The sequence below is a fragment of the Nostoc spongiaeforme FACHB-130 genome (genome assembly GCF_014698475.1).
GTDB lineage: Bacteria > Cyanobacteriota > Cyanobacteriia > Cyanobacteriales > Nostocaceae > Nostoc_B > Nostoc_B spongiaeforme.
In genome coordinates this window covers 1-23,070 of record NZ_JACJTB010000027.1, presented here as the reverse complement: position 1 = coordinate 23,070, position 23,070 = coordinate 1, and the positions used below count along the sequence as shown (strand labels likewise).

Annotated in this window: 20 protein-coding genes, 2 tRNA genes and 1 pseudogene; 17 read left to right on the top strand and 6 right to left on the bottom strand. The window is 40.7% G+C overall.

Features of this window, described 5'->3' with window-relative positions; all coding sequences use genetic code 11:
- Window positions 1–72 precede the first annotated feature (72 nt).
- The 11 genes from ffh (at window position 73) to H6G74_RS18930 (ending at window position 10,280) form a co-directional block, all read left to right on the top strand.
- Window positions 73–1,533 (top strand): signal recognition particle protein, encoded by a 1,461-nt coding sequence (gene ffh, locus H6G74_RS18980; RefSeq protein ID WP_190969151.1) that lies wholly within the window; start codon window positions 73–75, stop codon window positions 1,531–1,533.
- A gap of 387 nt (window positions 1,534–1,920) precedes the next feature.
- Window positions 1,921–2,181 (top strand): 30S ribosomal protein S16, encoded by a 261-nt coding sequence (rpsP, locus tag H6G74_RS18975; protein WP_062292058.1) that lies wholly within the window; start codon window positions 1,921–1,923, stop codon window positions 2,179–2,181.
- Window positions 2,144–2,581, top strand: coding sequence for a KH domain-containing protein (locus H6G74_RS18970; RefSeq protein ID WP_190589428.1), 438 nt, complete (start codon window positions 2,144–2,146; stop codon window positions 2,579–2,581). Before rpsP ends, H6G74_RS18970 begins: the two co-directional genes overlap by 38 nt.
- A 166-nt stretch (window positions 2,582–2,747) precedes the next feature.
- Entirely contained in the window at window positions 2,748–2,924 is a 177-nt protein-coding gene (rpsU, locus tag H6G74_RS18965) for a 30S ribosomal protein S21 (protein ID WP_062292053.1), read from the top strand.
- Window positions 2,925–3,173: 249 nt separating this feature from the next.
- On the top strand, window positions 3,174–4,127 hold the full coding sequence (locus tag H6G74_RS18960; RefSeq protein ID WP_190969150.1) for a PhoH family protein: 954 nt from the start codon (window positions 3,174–3,176) through the stop codon (window positions 4,125–4,127).
- Between the two features lie 41 nt (window positions 4,128–4,168).
- Complete coding sequence (locus tag H6G74_RS18955) at window positions 4,169–4,573, top strand: ChuX/HutX family heme-like substrate-binding protein (RefSeq protein ID WP_190969203.1); 405 nt, start codon at window positions 4,169–4,171, stop codon at window positions 4,571–4,573.
- A 235-nt stretch (window positions 4,574–4,808) separates the two neighbouring features.
- Window positions 4,809–5,606 (top strand): DUF6816 family protein, encoded by a 798-nt coding sequence (locus tag H6G74_RS18950; RefSeq protein ID WP_190969149.1) that lies wholly within the window; start codon window positions 4,809–4,811, stop codon window positions 5,604–5,606.
- A gap of 87 nt (window positions 5,607–5,693) precedes the next feature.
- The gene (locus tag H6G74_RS18945) at window positions 5,694–7,514 is read left to right on the top strand and encodes an ABC transporter ATP-binding protein (protein WP_190969148.1); all 1,821 of its coding nucleotides are present in this window, start codon (window positions 5,694–5,696) and stop codon (window positions 7,512–7,514) included.
- Between the two features lie 150 nt (window positions 7,515–7,664).
- Window positions 7,665–7,747, top strand: a tRNA-Tyr gene (locus H6G74_RS18940).
- Between the two features lie 88 nt (window positions 7,748–7,835).
- A tRNA-Thr gene (locus tag H6G74_RS18935) sits at window positions 7,836–7,907 on the top strand.
- 549 nt (window positions 7,908–8,456) lie between these two features.
- Complete coding sequence (locus H6G74_RS18930) at window positions 8,457–10,280, top strand: hypothetical protein (RefSeq protein ID WP_190969147.1); 1,824 nt, start codon at window positions 8,457–8,459, stop codon at window positions 10,278–10,280.
- Between the two features lie 244 nt (window positions 10,281–10,524).
- Here the strand turns inward: H6G74_RS18930 and msrA are convergent, their stop codons facing one another.
- Complete coding sequence (gene msrA / locus H6G74_RS18925; RefSeq protein ID WP_190969146.1) at window positions 10,525–11,193, bottom strand: peptide-methionine (S)-S-oxide reductase MsrA; 669 nt, start codon at window positions 11,191–11,193, stop codon at window positions 10,525–10,527.
- Window positions 11,194–11,337: 144 nt separating this feature from the next.
- A complete protein-coding gene (locus H6G74_RS18920; protein WP_190969145.1) occupies window positions 11,338–13,713 on the bottom strand; it encodes a recombinase family protein in 2,376 nt (791 codons plus the stop codon).
- A gap of 88 nt (window positions 13,714–13,801) precedes the next feature.
- Here H6G74_RS18920 and H6G74_RS18915 point away from each other — a divergent pair, with 88 nt between their 5' ends.
- The 5 genes from H6G74_RS18915 to H6G74_RS18900 all read left to right on the top strand — a co-directional run bounded on the left by H6G74_RS18915 (window position 13,802) and on the right by H6G74_RS18900 (window position 17,803).
- Complete coding sequence (locus H6G74_RS18915; RefSeq protein ID WP_390849971.1) at window positions 13,802–15,130, top strand: proton extrusion protein PcxA; 1,329 nt, start codon at window positions 13,802–13,804, stop codon at window positions 15,128–15,130.
- 37 nt (window positions 15,131–15,167) lie between these two features.
- Entirely contained in the window at window positions 15,168–16,409 is a 1,242-nt protein-coding gene (gene mltA / locus H6G74_RS18910) for a murein transglycosylase A (protein ID WP_190969143.1), read from the top strand.
- Between the two features lie 275 nt (window positions 16,410–16,684).
- Complete coding sequence (locus H6G74_RS31575) at window positions 16,685–16,813, top strand: hypothetical protein (RefSeq protein ID WP_277927166.1); 129 nt, start codon at window positions 16,685–16,687, stop codon at window positions 16,811–16,813.
- Window positions 16,814–16,846: 33 nt separating this feature from the next.
- Complete coding sequence (locus H6G74_RS18905; RefSeq protein ID WP_190969142.1) at window positions 16,847–17,290, top strand: hypothetical protein; 444 nt, start codon at window positions 16,847–16,849, stop codon at window positions 17,288–17,290.
- A gap of 171 nt (window positions 17,291–17,461) precedes the next feature.
- Window positions 17,462–17,803 carry a helix-turn-helix transcriptional regulator gene (locus tag H6G74_RS18900; protein WP_190969141.1) on the top strand — a complete coding sequence of 114 codons (342 nt, stop codon included), beginning with the start codon at window positions 17,462–17,464 and terminating at the stop codon, window positions 17,801–17,803.
- A gap of 175 nt (window positions 17,804–17,978) precedes the next feature.
- Here the strand turns inward: H6G74_RS18900 and H6G74_RS18895 are convergent, their stop codons facing one another.
- The 3 genes from H6G74_RS18895 to ptsP all read right to left on the bottom strand — a co-directional run bounded on the left by H6G74_RS18895 (window position 17,979) and on the right by ptsP (window position 21,671).
- Entirely contained in the window at window positions 17,979–18,647 is a 669-nt protein-coding gene (locus H6G74_RS18895; RefSeq protein WP_190969140.1) for a polysaccharide deacetylase family protein, read from the bottom strand.
- Window positions 18,648–18,680: 33 nt separating this feature from the next.
- Window positions 18,681–19,079: a hypothetical protein gene (locus H6G74_RS18890; RefSeq protein ID WP_190969139.1), complete on the bottom strand. Its 399-nt coding sequence runs from the start codon at window positions 19,077–19,079 to the stop codon at window positions 18,681–18,683.
- A 96-nt stretch (window positions 19,080–19,175) separates the two neighbouring features.
- A complete protein-coding gene (ptsP, locus tag H6G74_RS18885; protein ID WP_190969138.1) occupies window positions 19,176–21,671 on the bottom strand; it encodes a phosphoenolpyruvate--protein phosphotransferase in 2,496 nt (831 codons plus the stop codon).
- A gap of 247 nt (window positions 21,672–21,918) precedes the next feature.
- Here ptsP and H6G74_RS18880 point away from each other — a divergent pair, with 247 nt between their 5' ends.
- Entirely contained in the window at window positions 21,919–22,974 is a 1,056-nt protein-coding gene (locus H6G74_RS18880; protein ID WP_190969137.1) for an RNA-directed DNA polymerase, read from the top strand.
- Here H6G74_RS18880 and H6G74_RS31915 read toward each other — a convergent pair.
- A pseudogene (locus H6G74_RS31915) lies at window positions 22,963–23,070 on the bottom strand (IS982 family transposase); the annotation flags it as partial. The gene H6G74_RS18880 and the pseudogene H6G74_RS31915 overlap by 12 nt on opposite strands.

Here is a 23,070-nt window from a genome sequence, read left to right as displayed (position 1 = left end):
CTACCGGAAATTCTGCATCGCCTTTGGCGACAATTCCGGCTTCCTCATTGGCTAAATACTTGTAACTTAGATATGTTTGATGCACTAGCAGACCGTTTAGAATCCGCCTGGAAAAAACTTCGGGGTCAAGATAAAATCTCGCAATCCAATATTCAAGAGGCTTTGCGAGAAGTCCGCCGCGCTTTATTAGAAGCAGATGTCAACCTCCAGGTAGTCAAAGATTTTATTAGCGAAGTTGAAGCCAAGGCGCAGGGAGCCGAGGTAATTTCTGGCGTGCGCCCAGACCAGCAGTTCATCAAAATTGTCTATGATGAATTGGTGCAGGTGATGGGGGAAGAAAATGTTCCCCTGGTGGAAGCTGAACAAAAGCCGACAATTGTGTTGATGGCTGGTTTACAAGGTACTGGTAAAACCACAGCCACAGCCAAATTAGCTTTACATCTAAGGAAATTAGAGCGCAGCTGTTTGTTAGTCGCCACAGATGTATATCGCCCCGCCGCAATTGATCAGTTGATCACTTTGGGTAAGCAAATTAACGTACCAGTATTTGAGTTGGGCAGTGATGCTAACCCAGTAGAAATCGCTCGCCAAGGTGTAGAACGCGCCAAAGCTGAAGGTGTCGATACAGTCATCATTGATACTGCGGGTCGTCTGCAAATCGACGAAGACATGATGGCGGAGTTAGCCCGGATTAAAGAAACAGTCCAACCCCACGAAACTTTGTTGGTGGTGGACTCGATGACTGGTCAAGAAGCCGCCAACCTCACCCGCACCTTCCATGAGCAAATCGGCATTACTGGGGCAATTCTCACCAAGTTAGATGGTGATAGCCGTGGTGGTGCAGCTTTGTCAGTCCGCCAAATTTCCGGCGCACCCATCAAATTTGTCGGTGTTGGGGAAAAAGTCGAAGCCCTACAACCTTTTTACCCTGACCGGATGGCATCGCGGATTTTAGGGATGGGCGATGTGCTGACTTTGGTAGAAAAAGCCCAAGAAGAAATTGACTTGGCTGATGCCGAGCAAATGCAAGAGAAAATTCTGTCAGCAAAGTTTGACTTTACCGACTTTCTCAAACAGCTGCGTTTGTTGAAAAATATGGGGTCACTGGGAGGCATTCTCAAGATGATTCCTGGTATGGGTAAGCTGTCTGATGATCAACTCAAACAGGGCGAAACTCAGCTAAAACGCTGCGAAGCGATGATTAATTCCATGACCAAGCAAGAACGCCAAGACCCAGATTTATTGGCAAGTTCTCCCAGCCGCAGACGACGGGTGGCTAAAGGTTCTGGTTACAAAGAAGCTGATGTAAGTAAGCTGGTATCAGACTTCCAAAAAATGCGATCGCTCATGCAACAAATGGGTAAAGGTAACTTCCCTGGTATGCCGGGAATGTTCGGCGGCGGTGGTATGGGCAACGCCTACGCAGGTGGTCGTCCCGCCGCCCCCGGATGGCGCGGTTATAACGGCGGTGGTGGCGGCAGCAAAAAGAAAAAACCCAAGGATAAGAAGAAAAAAGGCTTTGGGAACTTGTAGAAGAGGGGACAAGAGAGACAAGGAAGACAAGGGGAAAAGTCTGTTACAAGAGGCATAGGAGCAGGGTGCAGGGAGCAAGGGGGAAGACGAAGACGGAGCTTGAACTCCGCCCCAGTAAGAGCGCCCTTCCAGTGCGGGGCTTCGTACCCATGCTTCACTCCACGCTCCAGGGAAGGGCTTGCTCCCCCTGCTCCCTGCCCCTTTCCCCTCTGCCTCTTCTGTGATTCCCAACTCCCCACTCCCTAACTCATATAGCCGCAAACACTAATCAAGTGTTAAAATAAGCATTTCAGCATGGGAAGTAATCAACCAAGGCACTTTCGCCAAGTTACTTCCTCAATTTATCAGCTGCAAAAATCCATACAAACAGGAGAACAATTCTTCAACATGATCAAACTGCGCTTGAAGCGATACGGAAAAAAGCGGGAAGCGAGCTACCGTATTGTCGCCATGAATAGCCTCTCTCGCCGCGATGGTCGTCCTTTAGAAGAACTGGGCTTTTACAACCCCAGAACCGATGAAGTTAGACTAGATGTTCCCGGCATCGTCAAGCGACTACAACAAGGCGCACAGCCCACTGACACCGTACGTCGCATCCTCGTAAAAGCTAATGTTCTTGAACAGGTCAGTGCAAAACCCGCATCATAACCTCAATACGCCATCTTTCGCAGCTAATCCCAATTATGTTGGACTAGTGCGATTTTTGATGCAGCCGTTTTTAGAATCTCCAAATACCTTAAGCGTTGATTGTGAAATTTCTCACACCCTGAAAAAAGCTTGGATTCGCATTGCCTTTGACAGTGCAGATAAAGGCAAAGTATTTGGCCGAGGCGGACGCAATATTCAGGCAATTCGGACAGTAGTTGCTGCTGCGGCAGAACTGGCTGGACAATCTGTATATCTGGACATCTATGGCAGCAGTGCTATGGGGCGAGATGGTATGTCTTTTGATGAAGACCGCGAAGAGCGACCGCCACTGCCAAAAACTAGGGAAAGACGTGGCAACAACGGGCCTAGTAGACCTGTTGCTAAACCTCGTTTCCGCTAGGTTTAAACTATAAAGAAAGGAAGATGAGGGAGAAAAGTATGAAGTGTGAAGGATGAAGTCTGAAACTTAATTCTTCTGCCTTGTGCCTCCTCTCATTGACCTAATTTCTAAATGCTATTTTTGAATGCAACTTCTAAATATCTCTGTCAGGGGGTGAAATTAGGGAGTGGCTGAAGTCCGTCTAGGTGAAAATGAAACAATTGACTCGGCACTAAGACGTTTTAAAAAGAAAATTCAAAGAGCCGGGATATTATCTGAGGTTAAACGTCGGGAAAGATACGAAAAACCCAGTCTGCGCCGGAAGCGTAAAGCAGAAGCAGCACGTAAAGGCGTTCGCTACTAAGCGATTAACCGCAGTCAATGGTGGAATTTGAGGTGAGCAAGTTTAATTAACTTTAACCTCGCTAAAGTAGAGATGCGATCGCGTCTCTACTTTACTAGACAAAATCTTAAACATAACTAGTATGGCGATGCAAAAGCGCAAAACTAGAAAATAATGTAAAAATAAACATAATTAAAAACTGTAATTAAAAATCTAAAGAAGTAATAGACCGTTGTTAAAAATAACTCCTCACACATTTAAGAAATAACTATGGCAGATGCTTTAAAGATTCAGCTGCCTAATATTCCGAGTGCGATCGCTCTTGCAGGTGATGGTGAAGAAAATCTCAAAATCCTGTCTCGGCAAACAGGCGCGGTGTTAGTGCTACGGGGACAGGAACTCCAGATTACTGGTACAGATGCCCAAATTAATTTAGCATCCAGGTTGGTGCGATCGCTCGAAGACCTGTGGATTAAAGGCAATACTATTTCTAATGCCGATATTTTAACAGCTCGTCAAGCTTTAGATAGCGATCGTGAAGACGAACTCCAAGAATTACGTCGAGATGTCCTCGCTAGAACTCGCCGTGGTGAAGAAGTCCGCGCTAAAACATTTCGTCAACGACAGTACATTGAAACTATCCGCAAACGAGACATTACCTTCTGCACCGGGCCTGCTGGTACAGGTAAAACTTATCTCGCCGTTGTGGTCGCTGTGCAAGCACTCCTCGCCAACCAAGTAGAAAAGCTAATTTTAACTCGTCCAGCCGTCGAAGCTGGTGAAAGATTGGGCTTTTTACCAGGAGATTTACAACAAAAAATTAATCCTTATCTGCGCCCACTTTACGATGCTATTTACGAATTCATTGATGCCGAAAAAGTACCTAATTTAATAGAACGCGGCATTATTGAAGTTGCACCACTCGCATATATGCGCGGACGTACCCTAAATAATGCTTTCATAATAGTGGATGAAGCTCAAAATACTACACCCGCACAAATCAAAATGGTTTTGACGCGGTTGGGTTTTCGTTCGCGGATGGTGATTACAGGCGATACAACACAAACAGATTTGCCCCATAATCAACAATCAGGCTTATCAGTTGCTTTAGACATTTTAAAACACGTCGAAGGCATTGGTTTTTGCGAATTTACCCAAAAAGATGTAGTGCGTCATCCTTTAGTGCAGCGAATTGTTGCTGCTTATGAAAAATACGAAAAATAGTCAACAAATAACCAATGACTAATGACAAAGGACAATTAATTATGAGTGCAAATTTAAAAGAATTTTTAGAAGCTTGTGAAATTTTAGGAACTTTACGTTTAATTGTTACCAGCAGTGCGGCTGTATTAGAAGCACGCGGCAAAATTGAAAAATTATTTTATGCCGAATTACCCAAAGGTAAATATGCCAATATGCACACAGAAGGCTTTGAATTTCACTTAAATATGGACAAAATTACCCAGGTGAAGTTTGAAACAGGTGAAGCAAAAAGAGGCAACTTTACAACTTACGCCATCCGATTTTTAGATGAGAAACAAGAACCTGCGTTAAGCTTATTTCTGCAATGGGGCAAACCAGGAGAATATGAACCCGGACAAGTAGAAGCTTGGCACAATTTAAAAGAAAAATATGGCGAAGTTTGGCAGCCTTTACCAGTAGAATTATAATTCGCTTGTTATTGGCTGTAGGTTGGGTGAAGCGATAGCGAAACCCAACACTGATATTGGTGTAATAAATTTACAGACTACATAATATAGGAATCCGGTTTGATTTCTGAATCTAGTTGTGTAGACAGGGAGTAGAGAATGGGGAGTGGGGAGTAGGAAAAAAGACTATTCTGAATGTACTGAATTTTTTCATCAATCAAATATGAATTCTATATTTAATTAAATACAAATTACAATGCAGGCAATTTGTAGTTTTTTCTTGGTTATTTTATTTCTGCTAGGCTGGAGTGGAAATGCAATAGCAGGTGAATTATCTGAACATTTAGAAAACTTTCATCAGTGGGAAAAATTAACTTCTGTACAGCCAGCTTCTGATGATTTAGCTTATCCAGAATGGATGGCTGGTACTTGGAAAGTGACAAGTACATTAGTAGATTTAGCAGCACCCTTAGCACCAGATATTGTTACACCTGGGTTTGAAAGTAACCGTAAACAACTGAATCAACCTGTAAGTTTTATTGTCAGATTTATTAAAATAAAACCATCAATCAAAACTGGTGTAAAATTTATCCCACAAATCAATAATTTACAACCAATTTTAGTAGCAGATAGAGCCTTTAATAGCTTAAATTTGGCTAAAGCTTATTTGGGTAAAAAGGCAGTATTATCTGTTAAGGTTGACCCAGATTCGCCTAATCGCCAAATTACATTGTTACGCGGAGAACGGCAATTAGTCTCTATTATCACAGCACGCGCTACAGAAAGCATTTCTGAGCATAAATACATCACTGCGGAAGTATTTCAACAACTATTTAAAGGTGGTTCTCGCCCTTATTTTAACTCGGTAGAGTCTACAACTGCTTACCAGAAATTAGCCACAAATAATCCCACAATTGAAGCAGATCAAGTTACTGCTGTTTATCTTTCTCCCCAAGATCCAGATTATTTTCAGGCTGGTTCTCGACCTGTGGCGCTTTATCGTTATCGCTTAGAATTTTTTCCGGTCGAAATGCCTCATCCTCCAGAAGAATGATTTGCTAAATTAGCTCTTGACTATTTTGTAATACACTTGTAGTATATTGTTCCAAGCTCACGATCGCACTCTTGGACAGAATAGATCATGGCAACATTTCGAGATATTCTCAACTATTATCGTCCCCACTGGAAACTGAGCCTTTTCAGTATTACTGCATCGAGCATTTACGAAATTATTGATTTGGTTGTCCCGTATGCGATTGGGCAGATTTTAAACGTTTTGTCTAACCAACCGTTAGATAAACCTTTACAAAGTGCGATCGCATCTATTTCTGAAGTTACCAATTACCCAGTTGATAAAACACTATCTTTGGTAGTTTTACTCGGTCTCATTTTTATAGTAACTGTAGTGCGAGCGCCTACCCAACCTTGGTTAACTCATTGGTTTCATTGGGATATCGCCTTAAGGTTGCGTCGTGCTAAAAGTCAAACAGCCATAGAAAAAATTCTCACTCTCCCTTTGGAATTTTATGATGTAAATAATCCTGGACGCATTGCAGGCAGAGTAGCGAGAGGTATTTCCAACCACACTTGGACTTATCCAGAAATTGCCGGACAGTTGATTCCCAAACTATTACGTGTGTTGGGAATTTTTGTGTTTATCTTGTTAATTGAGTGGCGAATTGCGCTGTTATATCTGATTTCTTTTGTAGTTATCCTTGGTTTTGGTTTGAAAGATTTGCAGCGACTGATTTGGCATGAAAGCCGTTTAGATAGATACGCAGAAGATACAGAAAGTCGTACATCAGAAATCATCACTAATATCAAAACTGTTAAAGCATTTGCTACAGAAAGCCAAGAACTTAAACGCCAAAATCTACGTTTGCAACGTGAACTCACAGTAATCGATTATCGTATCCACAAAGGTTACGTGAAACTGGCTACTTGGCAGAGAAGTGTGATTCAATTTTGCGTGTTTATGATTTTGGGTTTAACTTTAGCAGCCACCGTTAATGGTCGAATTTCTCTCGGTCATTTTGTTATGACCTTGACTCTTTCTAGCATGGCTTATGCTGAATTAGAACCAATTGGTACCTTAGCAGAAGTTTTTGCACGGCGCTATTCTTCTATGTTGCGGTTTCACGAATTTTTGCAAGAACCAACAGGTTCAGATGCAGCTAGTTTATTAAACACAGAAACCGAGACAGAATCACCCTATACATTTACAGGTAAATTAGAGTTTTCACAAGTGAGTTTTGGATATGATGCCAATCGTAAAGTATTACAAGACATCAACTTATTGATTGAACCTTACCAAACAGTCGCCTTAGTGGGACGTTCTGGTTCCGGTAAATCAACTTTGGTGAAACTACTATTGCGGTATTTTGAACCTCAAGATGGTCAAATTCTGATTGATGGGCAAGATATTCGTACCTTGGATGTGGGTAAGTATAGACGTAGATTAGCGATCGTTCACCAAGAAGTAGACGTTTTTAACGGCACAATTTTGGACAACCTCACCTATGGTAGACCAAACGCCACCTTGGAAGAGGTGCAAGAAGCCTGTAAGATTGCCAGAGTTGATGAAGTGCTACAGACCTTACCCCAAGGCTATTACACAGTTGTTGGGGAACGTGGAGTCAGGCTATCTGGCGGACAAAGACAGCGCCTCGGAATTGCGAGAGCGTTGTTAGTTAAACCAGATGTGCTGATTTTTGATGAAGCTACCTCTAGCTTAGATTATGAGTCAGAACGTTCCATTCAATTGGCTATGCGATCGATTCAAGGGACTTGTACCACAATTGTGATTGCTCACCGTTTAAGTACAGTCCGCGAAGCCGACAAGATTGTAGTGTTAGAACAAGGCAAAATCGCCGAAGTTGGTAGCCACGAAGAATTGCTGCGTCATGAAGGTATTTATCAACGCTTACACTCTCTCCAAGAAACCGGCGAACTCTTGAGTTAATCTCAAGTTGCAATCAAAGATAGTAAGTAACCTAGGGTGGGTATGATTATCCTCACCCTACACCCATCTCTAGCAACTGATTAAAAACTTTTCTCACGCCCCTTGCAGTTATGAAAATCTACTGCTAAGATAATAAATCGTGGGACATGCGGGTCGGTGTCCGAGTGGTTAATGGAGACGGACTGTAAATCCGTTGGTTTACGCCTACGCTGGTTCAAATCCAGCCCGGCCCACCTTCTCAAAGTGAAATTATGAGTTATAATGACTGAGTATTCAGTAGAGTTAACAGCATTATAGCTCATAACTCCAAAGATAATTTATGCCCGTGTGGCTCAGTGGTAGAGCACACCCTTGGTAAGGGTGAGGTCACGAGTTCAATCCTCGTCACGGGCTTTCCAAGAATATAGAAAAATCAATAGTTTCAACCAGTTGCGTAAGTTGGCTGTACTCTATCAGTATCTTCTTAGAGATGTTAAGTTGCATAGAAGTTCCATAACAGTATTTTTTATATAACAGGCTTTTTTCATAAGATATATCTATGTAATGCTCATTCAATATATCTAAGGCTGTTATGAGATAAGAGTTCTAGTTATTTTCGCCTATAAGGCTTCTGTCTTCTGCCTCAGATGTGATTTATCATTCATCACATCCAAAGCCGCTTTAGAAGCTGTTTAGAATGATGTATGAAATTTGATAAGAAAAACTCAATCTCTGCAATATTAAATATGAGTCTATCTTATTAATTACATTTGCAGTCTGTTAACGTTTACCCATGTTGTATGGAAAAGTTTTAAGTAGGGTAAGACTTTCAGCTTTCTTAAATATACAGGTTTATACAGGTTCTGTATTAGTCTATCTAAAAATAGATATGTTAAAGCTTATACATATATAACTGCCGTATGTGGCATAATTTTTATACTGTGCATATAACTCTACAAGTCTATGTATGAAACGTTTATTGACCTTGATGAATTAATAGTTCGTTGTAGAGATAAACAAGCTAAGAAGCTCATTCAAGAGGCTGTTGCCTGTTATCGAGCGGGGGCATTTCGTTCTTGCATAGTTGCAACATGGAATGCAGTAGTATTTGATTTTCTACATAAATTAAGAGAACTATCACTATTAGGTAATGGTGAGGCATCAACTATATTAGAAAAATTTGATAATTTAAGGATTACAGAAAATGTAAAAGAGTTATGGCAATTTGAATCAAATATTCCTGAAGTTGCACTCACAAAATTCGAGCTAATCTCATCTGTAGAAAAAAAAGATATTGAAAGACTATTTGAAGATAGAAGTAGATGCGCTCATCCTTCTATGACATCGTTAGAAGAGCCATTTGAAGCTACAGCAGAAATGGCACGTTATCATTTAAGAAGTGCAGTAATACACATTCTACAGCGTCCGCCCGTTCAAGGTCGTGCTGCTCTTACTAGAATTTGGAAGAATATAGAAGATGAAAATTTTCCTCTAGATACAGAAAGTGCTGTAATTGTTCTTCAAAAGAGTCCTCTAGGTCGTGCTAGGGTTAGTGTAGTTGAATCAATTGTCATAGGCTTAACTAAAAAACTTTTAATAGATGAACTATCAGAAGATGAACAACAAAGACATTTTTCAGCACTTAATGCTGTGTCAATTATGTACACTAAAGAAACTGTAGAAAAACTGAATAATACATTATCTGATATTATTCTCGATAAAATTGTTAATGAGAATTGGGACAAAGTAATTATTTATCTTGGCAATACTACAGCTTGGGACATAATAAGTGAACCATGTCAGATTAAAGCAAAAAATTTTATAGATAAACTCGATATACATGACAATGTAAAAAATGGTAGATTTGCAATTAAGAAGAATTTATTATTTAAAAATATAGATATATTAGTAAAGGCAGCTTATGTAGATTTTCTAAGAGATTCAGTAATTAATAAGTTGCAATTATCTATAGATGAACTGCTAGAAATTAAAAAGCGTTATAAAGATACTCTGCTAAATGAAAAGATAATTAATCCCATTTTAAAAGATACAATTCATCAAGCTACATTAGACAATTTAGCTATGATGGTTTCTGACTTAGATACTTCTCTATATGATGTAGTCAAATTTCGTATAGAAGATGAAATAAAAAAAGCATCCTTTGACAACTTGCTTGAACTGCTTTCAGAATATAATAATGAATATTTACACCAACTTATTAAATGTTCTATAAAGGATAAAATTAGTGCGACTTCATTGCAAAGTCTAATATCGGGTATTTCTGATTTTAAATCAGAACTAAGAAAACTAGATAAACAACTAATAGAGTTAATTGAGAATTATTTGTTAGAGAAAATTCAAGAAATGACTTTTGATGATTTCGATGAATTAATTAAGATAAAAGATGACTATAGGCATCCAATAATTGAACAACATTTCAAAAATTTAATTAAAAATAATGTTGATGGGGTAGTAGATAAATTTGTATACTCTGGCACTTGGGCAAGTGCTATGTCTAACACTCATTTATTAGTCGAAATTGTGGATATACTAAAATCTGAACACTGGAAACGTATTTTAGATGCTTTTTGTACAAATAATCAAATATATGGTTGCCCTTATCGTCCACCAATAGCATCTACATTCATATCTCTATTTAAGAAATCTGTAGAAAACACAGGTATTGTACAAACTTACTGGTTGGATTTTAGGAGAAATCTTGATAAGTTCGCTACAGATAAAGACATAAATCAACTAAAGTTAGCAATTGATTACACTCAACTTTAGACATAGACAAGTGATGACTGCCAGTACCTACACTAGAGAGAGACTACAAAAATTCTGTACCTTTTTAAAAATTACATTAATCTACGCTTATAATTAATCTATTGTCTGTTTTAGAGGTGATTTATTATCATAACACCAACAAGAGTACCAACACCAGGAAAAATTTTAAGTAGAGAACTAGAAAATCGCAAGGTTGGGTTAAGCATCATATAACCCAACCTTGTATCTCAAGATAAAATTGGTATTACTTCACTTCTGCTTCAAATACACCTACCGGACAAGCAACGTTTGTCCCGCCCAAACCACAATAGCCGTTGGGATTTTTGGCTAGGTATTGCTGATGATAAGCTTCAGCGTAGTAAAATTCTGGCGCATCGAGAATTTCTGTGGTGATTTCGCCATAACGCGCTTTGATTAGTTCTTGTTGGTAAGCGTTTCGTGATGCTTCGGCTTGCTGCTTTTGGCTTTCAGAATAAACGTAAATCCCGGAACGGTATTGTGTGCCAACGTCGTTACCTTGGCGCATTCCTTGGGTGGGGTTGTGGCTTTCCCAAAAAACTTTGAGTAGTTGAGCGTAACTAATAACTTGGGGGTCAAATACAACGAAGACGACTTCATTGTGACCAGTCATACCTGTACATACTTCTTCATAAGTGGGGTTGGGTGTAATTCCGGCTGCATAACCAACAGCAGTGCTATAAACGCCCGGTAGTTGCCAGAATTTACGTTCTGCACCCCAAAAACAGCCTAAACCAAATAATGCCGTTTCCATACCTGCGGGGAAAGGTGGTTTGAGGGGATTGTTATTTACATAGTGATGAGCAGGTACAGGCATTTCCTTTGATCTTCCTGGCAAAGCTTCTTCAGCAGTAGGAATATTCAGCTTTTTTTTACCAAATCCAAACAGTACCATAGTGTCTAACTCTAAGGTTTGATATACATTCTCAGTGTAGTTAATATTCTAACGATTCTGGCGATCGCTACGGATTTACCAATTTTGGATTTTAGATTCTTGTTGATGCCCAGATTTCCCCTTTGGGAAAATTTTGGTTAAGCTTCAAGCTACTTTGGAAATGACGGATACACAGGTATGTACCAGGGGTAGGAGTGGCCCTAGTTGTTCTTGGCCGTTGACGGCTAAATCACTGTGACACAAATAAACTTTTTCAGATACACGCGAGAGTAAGTCTGTCAAAATTCGCCTTAGTCTTTCTTGTTCGGTAGTTTTTTCATCTTCGGCTGTCCAAGGTTCGCCTAACCTGTCTCGCAAGAATAAAGGCGCACCAAATAATGTAGCTGCACCACCTTTTGCCCACAATGGTGAACCAGCATCTAGCCAAAAATGCCAACGATGCGATCGCCGACTCGAACGATATTGGAAAATAGTTGCTAAGGTAACGGCTTTTCTCGACAAGCCAATAGGACGCAACGGATAAGGATTGGCAGTAATCGTACCACGTCGCAGCAGTTGAATAAATTCAGCCAGGGTAGTGCTTGCTGAGTGCTGAGTATGGAGTGCTGAGTGCTGAGTGCTGAGTGCTGAGTGCTGAGTGGGGGTAGAAAAGGTAGAAAGATTGCTCCCTTGTCCTCCTAGCCCCCCTACCTCCTGCCTCAACCTAGTATCAATTTCCCAATAATGTTGGGCAGTTTCCAGCAATTCGCGCAGGGCTGCCATTTGGTCGTAGGGTGGGTTGCTGTCTTTGCACAAAAAGTCTTGAATTGCGAGATATAAAAGCGAAATCGGGCTAGGAATTAAACGCTGTTCTTGTTGCGATCGCTGTTTTTCAATCCACTGTAATATCTGAGTGTAAGCTGTGGTTGCAGCATAGCCAATTCTATCCCAGCGTTCAAAAGAGTTGACGGGTAATAAATTAGGTCTGTCGGGATGAGGTACAAAACAATAATCAGCAATTAACCCAGCACGTACCGGGTCGATGTGAGTGCTGAGTATGGAGTGCGGAGTCACCGAAGTTTGCTCAACGGGGGGAACCCCCGCACGCAACTTCTCGCTGAGTGCTGAGTGCTGAGTTAATATTTCTCCCTTGTCTCCCCCCTCCCCCCTCTCTCCCCTCTCTCCCTGACCCCTGCCCTCTGCCCCCTGCCTCCTACTCAACACCACCAACATCTCAGCCACCGCATCTCTATCTACCAAGCGTCCCAAGCCGGGATAAACGAGTGCCAGCATGGTTAATAATGCCCGAATCGTTGGTGAACTAATTAGGGGGCGTTGGTCGTTGAGTGATTCGACGGGGATGTTTTGCTTGGTGAGAATTTCGGTGATGGTGTAACGTGCGATCGCATCCAAACCAGGTGCGATGATGGCAATTTCTTCTGGTTGTATTCTTCCTGACTTAATTGCTTTGCCAATGACCTCGGCTGTGGTTCGCAATAGTTCAGCGCGGGAGGTAGTTTGAATCGATTGGACTGTTGCAGGTAACTCTAACATCACCATTGGTTGAGTAATAAATTCTACCATCGGTCTAGCTAGGTTATCGGCTAAGGATGGTGCAACTGGTGTAAATAAAGTTTCTAAGCGGCAATGCCTCGCTAACCCTTCCAAATAATTGGGATCAGCACCTAATCCTAAGCGTACAGCGCCATCAGGGTTGTAAGTAAATGCCCCAACAGCACCCTGTTGTAAAAGTGTTTCAAACAACTGTCTGGTTACGGCGGGATAATCATCAACATCATCAGCTAGTATTGCTTGATACCTTTGGCTGAGACGTTCTTGATAATGGCGATCGCTTAACAAGTGCTGTGTGTAGAGTTCAGTTATAATCCCATAAGTGAGCAAGCCTCGCTCTAAACACCAGTTACGCCAATCTAGCAGCAAAGATGCCAGAAATTCCGGCTCTAGATTTATGCCGTTTTCTTCTAAACCGCTTTGTAAAACCTCAGCAATTCCTTCACAAGCTGTACCACTGTAAGCAGCTAATTGCAATAAGTCCAAAATCCGTCTTACTAAACGGTATTCGTTCACTCCTGCACGCCGCAGAATCTCTGCATCGATTTGCTCACGCCAGAGTTTTGTAGCTAATTCCTGTTCAGTTTCTGGGCGCAATCTTACCGGAAATTGTGCCTTGAGATGCAGCAACTCAATTAGTAAAGGCCAAAATAAAATAACTTCATCTTGAAAAAAACCCAAGGGAGTTTTAGCACGAATGGGATATTTTCCTAAAGTTTTTGTAACAATTTTGTCTGATAATTCCCGACGATTGTCATCATTTGCTGCTAATACCAAAACTCCTGGTTCTGTTTGCTTTAAAACAAAAGGTTTTGAAATGGAATTGTCAGATTTTTTTCCAGCTTTTTTAGTATAAAATAATCCCAAGTTGTGATTTTCTATTTGTAGCCAACGACAAAAATGCTCTACTAAACGATTTGTCTTACCGCTGCGGCTATTGCCGACAATCCAAACAGAATGTGAAGCCACAAACTTTCTCCTTCTAGATTTCGTTAGTATATCTTGTACGTTAACTTAGGGTTAATAATCACTAGAAAAGGCTGGATAATTGCCTACAATGAATAATTTCGCTTTCACCCAAAAAATTTACTCTTACTTACTAGCTGCTTACCGTTGGTACTTATTAACACCACAGCGTTCTCTTGATGAAGCTTATAAAGCAGCCTTACAAATTAAATCCATCGAAGATGAGCATTTCAACGCTCAGAAGATAGATGCTGACTCAGGTATCTACAGCAGCAGTATGATGGATTATTTTGAGTTAGACCTCAAAAAACAATTAAAAATTGCTCGGATGCGCCTAACAGAATTTCGCGCTAGCCGTTGGTTTTCCAACGAATCTAATCAAAAAGCAGCACGAAAAACAGGTATAGAATATCCCAATGCGGACATAATCTTAGAAAAATTAAGATTTATTGATGAAGTCATATCAAAATATACCGTACCTGATATTGAAACTACTTCTGCAATAATTAATCAACCACAAAGAGTCAAAATTGATGAGGTTGCTACGCCCAGATCCCCCGCTTCATTAGCTACACAATTACCAAATAACAATCTAGAACCCAAACAAAAATCGCGGCGGAAAGCTGATACAACAGGTGTATTACCTCGCTCAATTTTAGGAACTATTAGTCGTTTACAAGTCGAGTTAGACCCAAATTCTGAGCAGGATGTTGTTAAAAACTTTCGGCAAGCTCAAAAAAGAACTATCATATCAATTAGATTTATATTATTACTAATTATTGTACCTCTTTTAGCACATCAACTATCAAAAGCTTTGATTGTCGGGCCATTAATCACCCATTTTAGATCAGCAGAAACAGCAAATGTCTTCTTAAATTTTGAAATGGAAGAAGAAGCTCTATCAGAACTGCAAAGATTTGAAGAAAGAATTAGATTTGAAAATTTAATTGGCATTGCACCGCCTCTGAATCCAGAAGCTATAGAAGAGAAACTCAAGGAAAAAGCCGCAGAAATCGCGGAAGAATTTCGGGATGAAAGTGCAAATGCAATTAAAAATGTGTTTGCTGATATTTTCTCGGTAATTGCTTTTGTTTGGTTGCTGCTGGTGAGTAAACAATCTATTGCCGTGCTGAAAGATTTTTTCGATAATCTTGTCTATGGTTTGAGTGATAGTGCCAAGGCGTTTATTATCATTCTGTTTACGGATGTGTTTGTGGGATTCCACTCTCCCCACGGTTGGGAAGTGATTTTAGAAGGCGTATCGCGCCATTGGGGTTTACCTGCTAACCGCGATTTTATCTTTTTGTTTATTGCTACATTTCCAGTGATTTTGGACACGATTTTTAAATACTGGATATTCCGTTATCTCAACCGAATTTCGCCTTCTGCTGTGGCGACTTATCGCAATATGAATGAGTAGTTTAAGAGGGAATGGGGAGAAGGGAGACAAGGGAGAGATGTTTGTCAATCATTTAGGATTGCTATACAAACTAGCCACTTTCATCACCCCGCCAATCATTATTTTGAGTTTTTTGGTGGGGATGCAACCATTAGGATTTCGAGAACTGAGTTTGCCATTATGTCGAATTAAAAAATGGAATGTACCAGATTCTTTACAAAACAAGCAACCAGTTTTGATTGAGCGATCGCCTGTGGGGTGTTGTCAAGATGACATATCTTGTTTCGACGAATTAGCAGACAAAAAAGCTTTAATTACTTCTATTGACCGCAGTTTACAATACTTGCAAACCTCACGGGCGATCGCAACTTATCAAAAATATCCCGTCACCGGAATTACACGCGATCGCGTCATCAAAAGTTTAACCAGATTCCGCCAACTGCTTTTAAAATCAAAATCTGCCAAAGAATTACATCAAGCCATCGAAAAAGAGTTTGTTTATTATCAATCTGTTGGCAAAGACCAAAAAGGTACAGTCTTATTTACCGCTTATTATGAGCCACTGTATCTTGCTAGTCGCATTCCCACAGATGAATTTCGCTATCCCGTTTATCGATTACCTCCCGATATTAATTCTTGGCCGCAGCCCCATCCTACCCGTTTAGAATTGGAAGGTGCTGATGGTTTACAAGGGACAAAAGGCAAATTACGGGGATTAGAGTTATTTTGGTTCCGCGATCGCTTAGAACCATATATGATTCAAATTCAGGGTTCAGCGCGACTGCAATTAACCGATGGCACTGATACAACAATCGGTTATGCAGGTAATACAGGTTACAACTATAAAAGTATTGGTCGAGAACTAGCCAACGATGGCAAATTGCCATTACAGGGAATGACAATGCCCATTATCCTCGACTATTTTCAACAGCATCCCCCAGAATTAAATATCTATATCCACCGTGATCCCAGTTTTGTGTTTTTTCAAGAAAACCACGGCGCACCAGCCCAAGGTTCAATTAATGTCCCACTCACCACAGAACGTTCCATAGCTACAGATAATTCTCTCATGCCGCCTGGGGCTTTAGCTTTGATTCGCGCCCCTTTTCCCTTCGTCCAAGCTAACGGCGAGATGGAACATCAGATTGTGAGCCGTTATGTGCTTGATCAAGATACAGGTGGAGCAATTAAAGGTGCGGGTAGAGTAGATTATTTTTTGGGGACGGGTAAAATCGCCGGAGAGCGTGCTGGTGTTACCGTTAGCAATGGACAGTTGTATTACCTGTTACTCAAACCATAAAAAATTCCTAAAAATTCTACACCAGGAACTCAAGTAATCATCTGCCGTCATTTTGGCTAATAGTCAGTATAAGACAGAGCTATGCTAGAGCCTGCTTTTATTGCGTGTATTTGATGGTTGTTTGAAGTGGAGTGTGTTTTCTGAGTTTAGAGTTTGATCACAAATAATTTACTTGCCTTAATATTTGGCAAAAAAATGTGGAAGATCAAATCTGAAATAATGATTAATTGCCGTGTAGTTGATTATGTAAGTTTAACTTTCAATCACTACAACTAATGCTCGTTTATATTGGCAGCACCTTTATTTGTACTTTAAGCGATCGCAGATTATCTACAGAACAACTTAGTGCTGACTACACTTCACTGTTAGGGGCGCATACTTCATGGATATTAACCAAATTTTAGTTGTATTTATTCAGTCGATCATGGGAGTCGCAAGTGTTCAGGATTTTAGTTGATGCCGATTTAATCTTAGATGCTTTGATAAATCGCAACAAATTGACAGAAGATGTCAGAGAATTACTCGATGGAGTGCATCCATCCATCAAGCTGTATTTAACAGATATTGGCTGGCAAAAAATAGCTGCTTATACTAGCCGCTTGCAAAACAGTCAAATTGCGGAGATAGTAATTGACTGGTTACGAGAAAAAATCAACATTTGTATTGTTGACCAACAAATTCTGCAAATAGCACGTTCATCACCATTAAGAGATTTTGAATCGGCTGTCGAATTTGTTTGTGTTGACGACCAACTTTTAGATGCAATTGTCACGCATAAACCGGAGGATTTTGTAGAAGCACCGAATCAACAGAGGGTTTGGTCTGCGGCTGATTTATGGTTACGAGCTAATTTAGAAAGACAGTTACAAAAATGTCTTTAATGTGCATATGAGCAGTCGTCAAATGCTTAATAGTGCTTATAAAAAAAGGCGTTAGGGCGAGATTTTTAAGAAAGATAGTTTAAAATAAAGTTTTTTTAGGGATTTTCTAGGCGCAGGTTTTTTTTGGTGCTAGGATCTAGCACTATATATCGAGATAAAAGTGCTGTAGCTGTGAAACAAAAGCCAAAACCGAGGATTGCTTTGCTTCGTGAAAGAGCAGGGCTGACCCAGCTTGAACTATCGCGTCTTGTGGGCGTAACTGAAAGCACTATTCAAAACTGGGAAAGCGGCAGAACTGGGACAGACCACATTGAAAGAATCATTAGGTTCTGCAAGGCATTAGATTGTCAAGTAGACGACCTAATAGAATATGTGAACGAACCATTAGAAGAACCTGTAGCCAAACCAAGTTCAATAAACGAAATACATCAGATTTTAGGTACTGAGACTACTACCTCAAACTTAAATTCTGAAAGTGAAGTTGCTCCAAAGCATAAAGCCACGAGCAACTAACATATGCTTTATCTAAAAGGCAACAGGGAACAGGCTAAAAAGTCTGTGATTTTCTATGTTTGATGATTAGTTTTTTCTAATCTCATTCCTAACTACTATAAATTTACTAGATGAACCGATGGGTCATCTGTCAAAGATTTTTGGCTAGAGATGATCTATCGGTGATTTTTCAGCATTATTTGTGTTGCCATAAATTGTCTACTGTCACAAACTGATAGCCTTGTTGTAGCAATTGCGGAATTAGGATTTCTATTGTTGCGGCTACATCTTGTCCGCCACAAACGCCGTCATGCAAGACAATCAGTGAACCATTTTGTACTTGTTGAAGAACTCTCTGTACTACTGTGGTAATTCCTGGTCTTACCCAGTCTTCTGGGACAACACTCCACATTACGGGACGGTAATTCCATTGACGGAAAAATTTTAAAGTTTTGGGTGTAAATAAACCGTTGGGAGGACGAACATCAAGCACTTGTGCGGGGTTCAAGTTACAAGCGTTGTAAATCGAGGCTTGGGTTGTTTCTAAACTTTCCTTGAGTTCCTTGGGAGTCAGTAAAGGGAAAGAACGATGATCATAACCATGTAAACCAATCCAATGGCCTCTGTCGCTGACGGCTTTAGCAACATCTGGTGAACGATTCACACAAGCACCCAGCCAAAAAAAACTGGCTGTGATATTGTAACGGTCTAAAACTCGTAAAACTTGGGGTGTGTATTGGGGATGGGGGCCATCATCAAAAGTAAGTGCGATCGCCTTACAATTGCGATCGCCACTCCAAAGACAATCAGGAAAGCTCGGTTGAAGAATCCGATAAATTAAAGGAAACGAGAAAGCAAACTGCATTACTAATTTTTCGTAGCTTTTTTTAGTCTAGTCTCAATTTAACGATTTAAGGTGAGCCAAGAAATCTACATGAAAAGCCTTACCTTGAAAATCTTCTGCTGATGCTTCAAATAACCCTGAAACAGAAAATCCTTGCTGCTGCAACCATAATTGCACCCACTCTAAAAGTTCTGCTTTGGAAAAATCCTCTGTCCTGACTACAATTTCTGTTCCATCAATAAGATAAGAATTATCACCAAGTTTTTTCAACAACTTCTTTTCAAACTCATCAAAATCAGATTCATCTTCTAGATTATTTGGATTACCTAAAGCATCTATAGTTAACCAGAGAGCTTCGCCATTGTAACTACCATAATCTGGAAGTAAGTAAACATCTTCCCAGATTTGACGTTCTTGCTCCCAGATATGAGGGATGTAGTACTTCCAATTCATATTTGAGACTTTAGAGACGATTTATACATTAAATTTTAAGTAGTGGACAGACACAGAGAAAAAAACTTTGCGCCTTTGCGCCTTTGCGTGAGCATTTCACTGCACTAAAGCCCTAACATCATTTGCCGAATCTAATTGTAATGCTGTAGCAACGATCGCCTCGGCTTGAGCTACAGTTAATTTTGCGATCGCTTGTTTAATGATCCCGATAGCTTGGGGATTGACGCTCAATTCATCTAACCCCAAACCTAATAATATTCCGGCGGCGGTTGGATCTGCGGCTAATTCTCCACATAATCCTACCCAAATTCCGGCGGCATGGGCTGCTTTAACAGTTTGTTGGATCATCCGTAACACGGCAGGGTGTAAGGCATCGGCTAAATACGCTACTCTGGGGTTAGTGCGATCGCCTGCCATAACATACTGGCTTAAATCATTCGTCCCAATACTGAAAAAGTTAACTTCCGCCGCTAAATGATCCGCGATGGCGACAGCCGCCGGGACTTCAATCATGACACCAACTGGTAGATTTTCATCAAAAGAAATACCTGCTTGCCGCAATTCGGTCTGTACTTCCCCTAAAATTGCCTTAGCTGCCCGTACTTCTGTCACACTAGCAATCATTGGGAACATCACTTTAATATTGTGTTCCGCACTGGCGCGTAAAATTGCTCTTAACTGAGTTTTAAATAAGTCTGGATGATCTAAACAAAAACGAATCCCCCGCCAGCCTAAGAAGGGGTTAGCTTCAGAAAAGTTGAATCGCAAATAAGGTAATGGCTTGTCACCGCCAACATCGAGGGTGCGGATAATTAGCGGACGGTTATCTAAAACTTGGGCGATCGCCTGATACACTGCTAGTTGTTCTTCTTCTGTCGGTGCGGTGTTTCTCCCTAAATACAAAAACTCCGTCCGCAACAGTCCCACACCTTCTGCACCACCAGCCACAGCCGCTTGGACATCTGCAATACTACCAATATTGGCGAGGATATTGATTTGTTTGCCATCACGGGTAATCGCTGGTTGATGCGCCTTGGCGAGTGCTTCTTGTTTAGCAGTTTGCCAAGCTTCTCGTTTAGCCTCCAACGCACCGAGAATATCTGCTTCTGGTTCTACCCACGCTTTACCGCTTTCACCATCCAACGCCATCAAAGTACCATCTTGCAACCGCAACACTTCAGGATTGACACCCAAAACGGCGGGAATCCCTAATGTCCGCGCAATAATGGCGCTGTGGGATGTAGCACTTCCTGACACCGTACAAATACCGAGTACTTTACTGGGGTCTAACCCGGCTGTGTCTGATGGTGTCAAATCTGTGGCTAGTAAAATTGCAGGTTCGGCAAGGTACAAACTACTAGCAGCACTTCCGGCTAACAGTCGCAGCACTCTTTGTCCGACATCCACCACATCTTCGACACGTTCTTTTAAATACGCATCATCTAAAGTATGGTAGGAAGTTGCAACTTCATCCACTGCGGCTTGCCAAGCTGCTTCGGCATTGAGGTGATGTTCCATGATGCGTTGCTGTACAGTTTCCAACAACACAGGGTCTTCTAAAAATAGTAAATGAGCATCAAAAATTGCAGCTTCCGTGTCACCGATTTGCAAAGTTGCTTGGGAAAAAATTGTCTGAATTTCTTGTTGCGCGGTGTGAATAGCTGCTTGTAAACGCTGTAATTCTGCTTCTGGGTCGTTGACGTGGTATTGTGTAACCGTCACCGGAGCAGGTTGATAATGAATTACAGGTGCGATCGCAACTCCCGGAGAAGCCGCAATTCCTGAAAGTTCGCCATGAGTCGCTGCTGTTGCTTCCGCCTGCACTGCTGGCGGCAAGACTACAGCCTTATCATCTTCACCAAAGTTATTTGCAAATAAAATTTGTAATGCCGCTAGTGCTGCATCTGCATCAATACCAGTCGCAGTAATTAATACTTCATGTCCTTGACGTACTCCCAAAGTCGTCACTTGGTTAATACTGTCACCCCGAACAACGGCGGTATTTCTGGTTAAATTTTGAACATGAATGCGAGATTGAAATTTTGCGGCTGTGGCGACAAACTGCGCCGCCGGACGCGCGTGTAAGCCTAAACGATTGCTCACAGTCAGCCGAATTTCTCGATTCGGATAAGCAGTACTTGTTATCAGTTGTGTATTAATACTGCTGTCAATTGTTGTATTAGTAACGCCTAATTGCGTAGCTTTGGCGTTTAATGCTCCTCTCGCCTCTGCTATTACCTGCTGGATATTTTTACCTATGGCGGCGGCGACGGCGGCGGCGATCGCACCTTCTACCAATGGTGCTTCACAGAGGTATACTTTTTCTTGGTGTGCTTCTGGCAAAAACTCCACAGCCATTTCTGCATTCATGACTGCGCTACCAAGATCCATCAATACTAATACACCATCATCACTAAATACAGATGCGATCGCCTCATAAATCTTCAGCGCATCCGTACCAAGTGGATTTTCCGCATCGTCAATACCAGCCGCCACCGCAATCGCAACTTTGCCCTGAACCATTTGTGCAGCGAGTTCCTGCACACCCAGAGCCAATTGTTTACTATGAGAAACGATAACTATTCCGACCACTGCAACACCATCAACTTTGTTGAGAGTCTGAGATTGAGCAAGCTACTCGTTGCAGTCCAAAATAGCATCAATATTTCATTGTCATTACAATTGTCCAGAAATCTTTAGAATGAGGCGTTGTATCTGGGGGAAGGATGCGAGCAGAGTTGATATTCAGCAACAGTCAACAGTATTACATCAAACACAATGATATAAAATAACTCTAATTCACCAAAAATTTTTATTTATATAACCAAGCATTTTTATTATGACTAAAATTAAAGATTCTCTTAAACTAGAATCTCTAGATTGGGCTTTCGCTCATATCCAAAAGTTTGGAGATACTGATATATTTCCAGTTCCATTCGAGTATGAAGCAATGCGATATAGCTGGACAGGACTAAAAAATGACATATTGGAAATTGATATAGCAAAGCACGAAGGTCGTTCCTTCCAAAGATTCCTTGTACCAAAGCCTCAAGGAGGATTTCGTGTTGCTATTCAACTTGATCCGATCGATACACTCATATATGCAGCTTTAATATATGAGGCGGCGAATTTGATTGAAGCTTACCGTATACCTCGAGAACGTAAAATAGCTTGTTCTTATAGAGTAGACCTTCATGCTGATGGCCGGTTATTTTGTCAAGATAATGGTTGGAAAGACTTCGATACAAAATCTGTTGAACTAGCAGAATCAGATAATTATAAGTATGTTATTACGGCAGATATCGCAGATTTTTATAATCAAATAAGCCATCATCGTATAAGAAATGCTTTAGAAGTAGCTGGAATATCATCTGAGCGTGCATCGAATTTTGAAAACTTCTTGATGAATTTGACACGTGGTCATTCAAGAGGAATTCCAGTAGGGCCTACACCATCTATTTTATTGGCTGAGGCTTGTTTAAATGATGTTGATATGTTTCTGCTACGAGAGGGATATGCTCATACACGGTATGTTGACGATTTTTGCATATTCTGTAAAACTCGCAGAGAAGCATACAGAGCCTTACACGACGTTTCAGAGTATATTTATACATCTCATAGACTTACGCTCCAAGTTAGTAAAACAGAGATAAAACAAATTGAGCAGTTTTTGAAAGATGATTTATTTGATCCAGAAAGATTAGAGGAGCAAACAAAAGCTGAAAAAATTAAAAATTTATCCAAGTATATTTGTAAATCTTCTAACCTGCAATCCTCATCAGAGATATATAAATTAAAAACTGAAAATTTACAAACTTCGGTAGATACAAATGAAACACGTGTAGAATTCTTACCGAAAAGTTATAAATTACTAAATTACGCCTTATGTGAATGAAGCCAGAGGATGCTGTTCAAAAGTAAGCACATCAATACCAAAACGCTGACGCAGAAAAAGGCGTAGAGTATGACTGGTGATTTTAGCGGCAACATG

What these genes read in the sequence shown, in the direction of transcription:
- ffh (WP_190969151.1), top strand. Translation starts at nt 73, where the DNA reads ATGTTTGATGCACTAGCAGACCGTTTAGAATCCGCCTGGAAAAAACTT.
- rpsP (WP_062292058.1), top strand. Translation starts at nt 1,921, where the DNA reads ATGATCAAACTGCGCTTGAAGCGATACGGAAAAAAGCGGGAAGCGAGC.
- H6G74_RS18970 (WP_190589428.1), top strand. Translation starts at nt 2,144, where the DNA reads ATGTTCTTGAACAGGTCAGTGCAAAACCCGCATCATAACCTCAATACG.
- H6G74_RS18960 (WP_190969150.1), top strand. Translation starts at nt 3,174, where the DNA reads ATGGCAGATGCTTTAAAGATTCAGCTGCCTAATATTCCGAGTGCGATC.
- H6G74_RS18955 (WP_190969203.1), top strand. Translation starts at nt 4,169, where the DNA reads ATGAGTGCAAATTTAAAAGAATTTTTAGAAGCTTGTGAAATTTTAGGA.
- H6G74_RS18950 (WP_190969149.1), top strand. Translation starts at nt 4,809, where the DNA reads ATGCAGGCAATTTGTAGTTTTTTCTTGGTTATTTTATTTCTGCTAGGC.
- H6G74_RS18945 (WP_190969148.1), top strand. Translation starts at nt 5,694, where the DNA reads ATGGCAACATTTCGAGATATTCTCAACTATTATCGTCCCCACTGGAAA.
- H6G74_RS18930 (WP_190969147.1), top strand. Translation starts at nt 8,457, where the DNA reads ATGTATGAAACGTTTATTGACCTTGATGAATTAATAGTTCGTTGTAGA.
- msrA (WP_190969146.1), bottom strand. Translation starts at nt 11,193, where the DNA reads ATGGTACTGTTTGGATTTGGTAAAAAAAAGCTGAATATTCCTACTGCT.
- H6G74_RS18915 (WP_390849971.1), top strand. Translation starts at nt 13,802, where the DNA reads ATGAATAATTTCGCTTTCACCCAAAAAATTTACTCTTACTTACTAGCT.
- mltA (WP_190969143.1), top strand. Translation starts at nt 15,168, where the DNA reads ATGTTTGTCAATCATTTAGGATTGCTATACAAACTAGCCACTTTCATC.
- H6G74_RS31575 (WP_277927166.1), top strand. Translation starts at nt 16,685, where the DNA reads ATGCTCGTTTATATTGGCAGCACCTTTATTTGTACTTTAAGCGATCGC.
- H6G74_RS18895 (WP_190969140.1), bottom strand. Translation starts at nt 18,647, where the DNA reads ATGCAGTTTGCTTTCTCGTTTCCTTTAATTTATCGGATTCTTCAACCG.
- H6G74_RS18890 (WP_190969139.1), bottom strand. Translation starts at nt 19,079, where the DNA reads ATGAATTGGAAGTACTACATCCCTCATATCTGGGAGCAAGAACGTCAA.
- H6G74_RS18880 (WP_190969137.1), top strand. Translation starts at nt 21,919, where the DNA reads ATGACTAAAATTAAAGATTCTCTTAAACTAGAATCTCTAGATTGGGCT.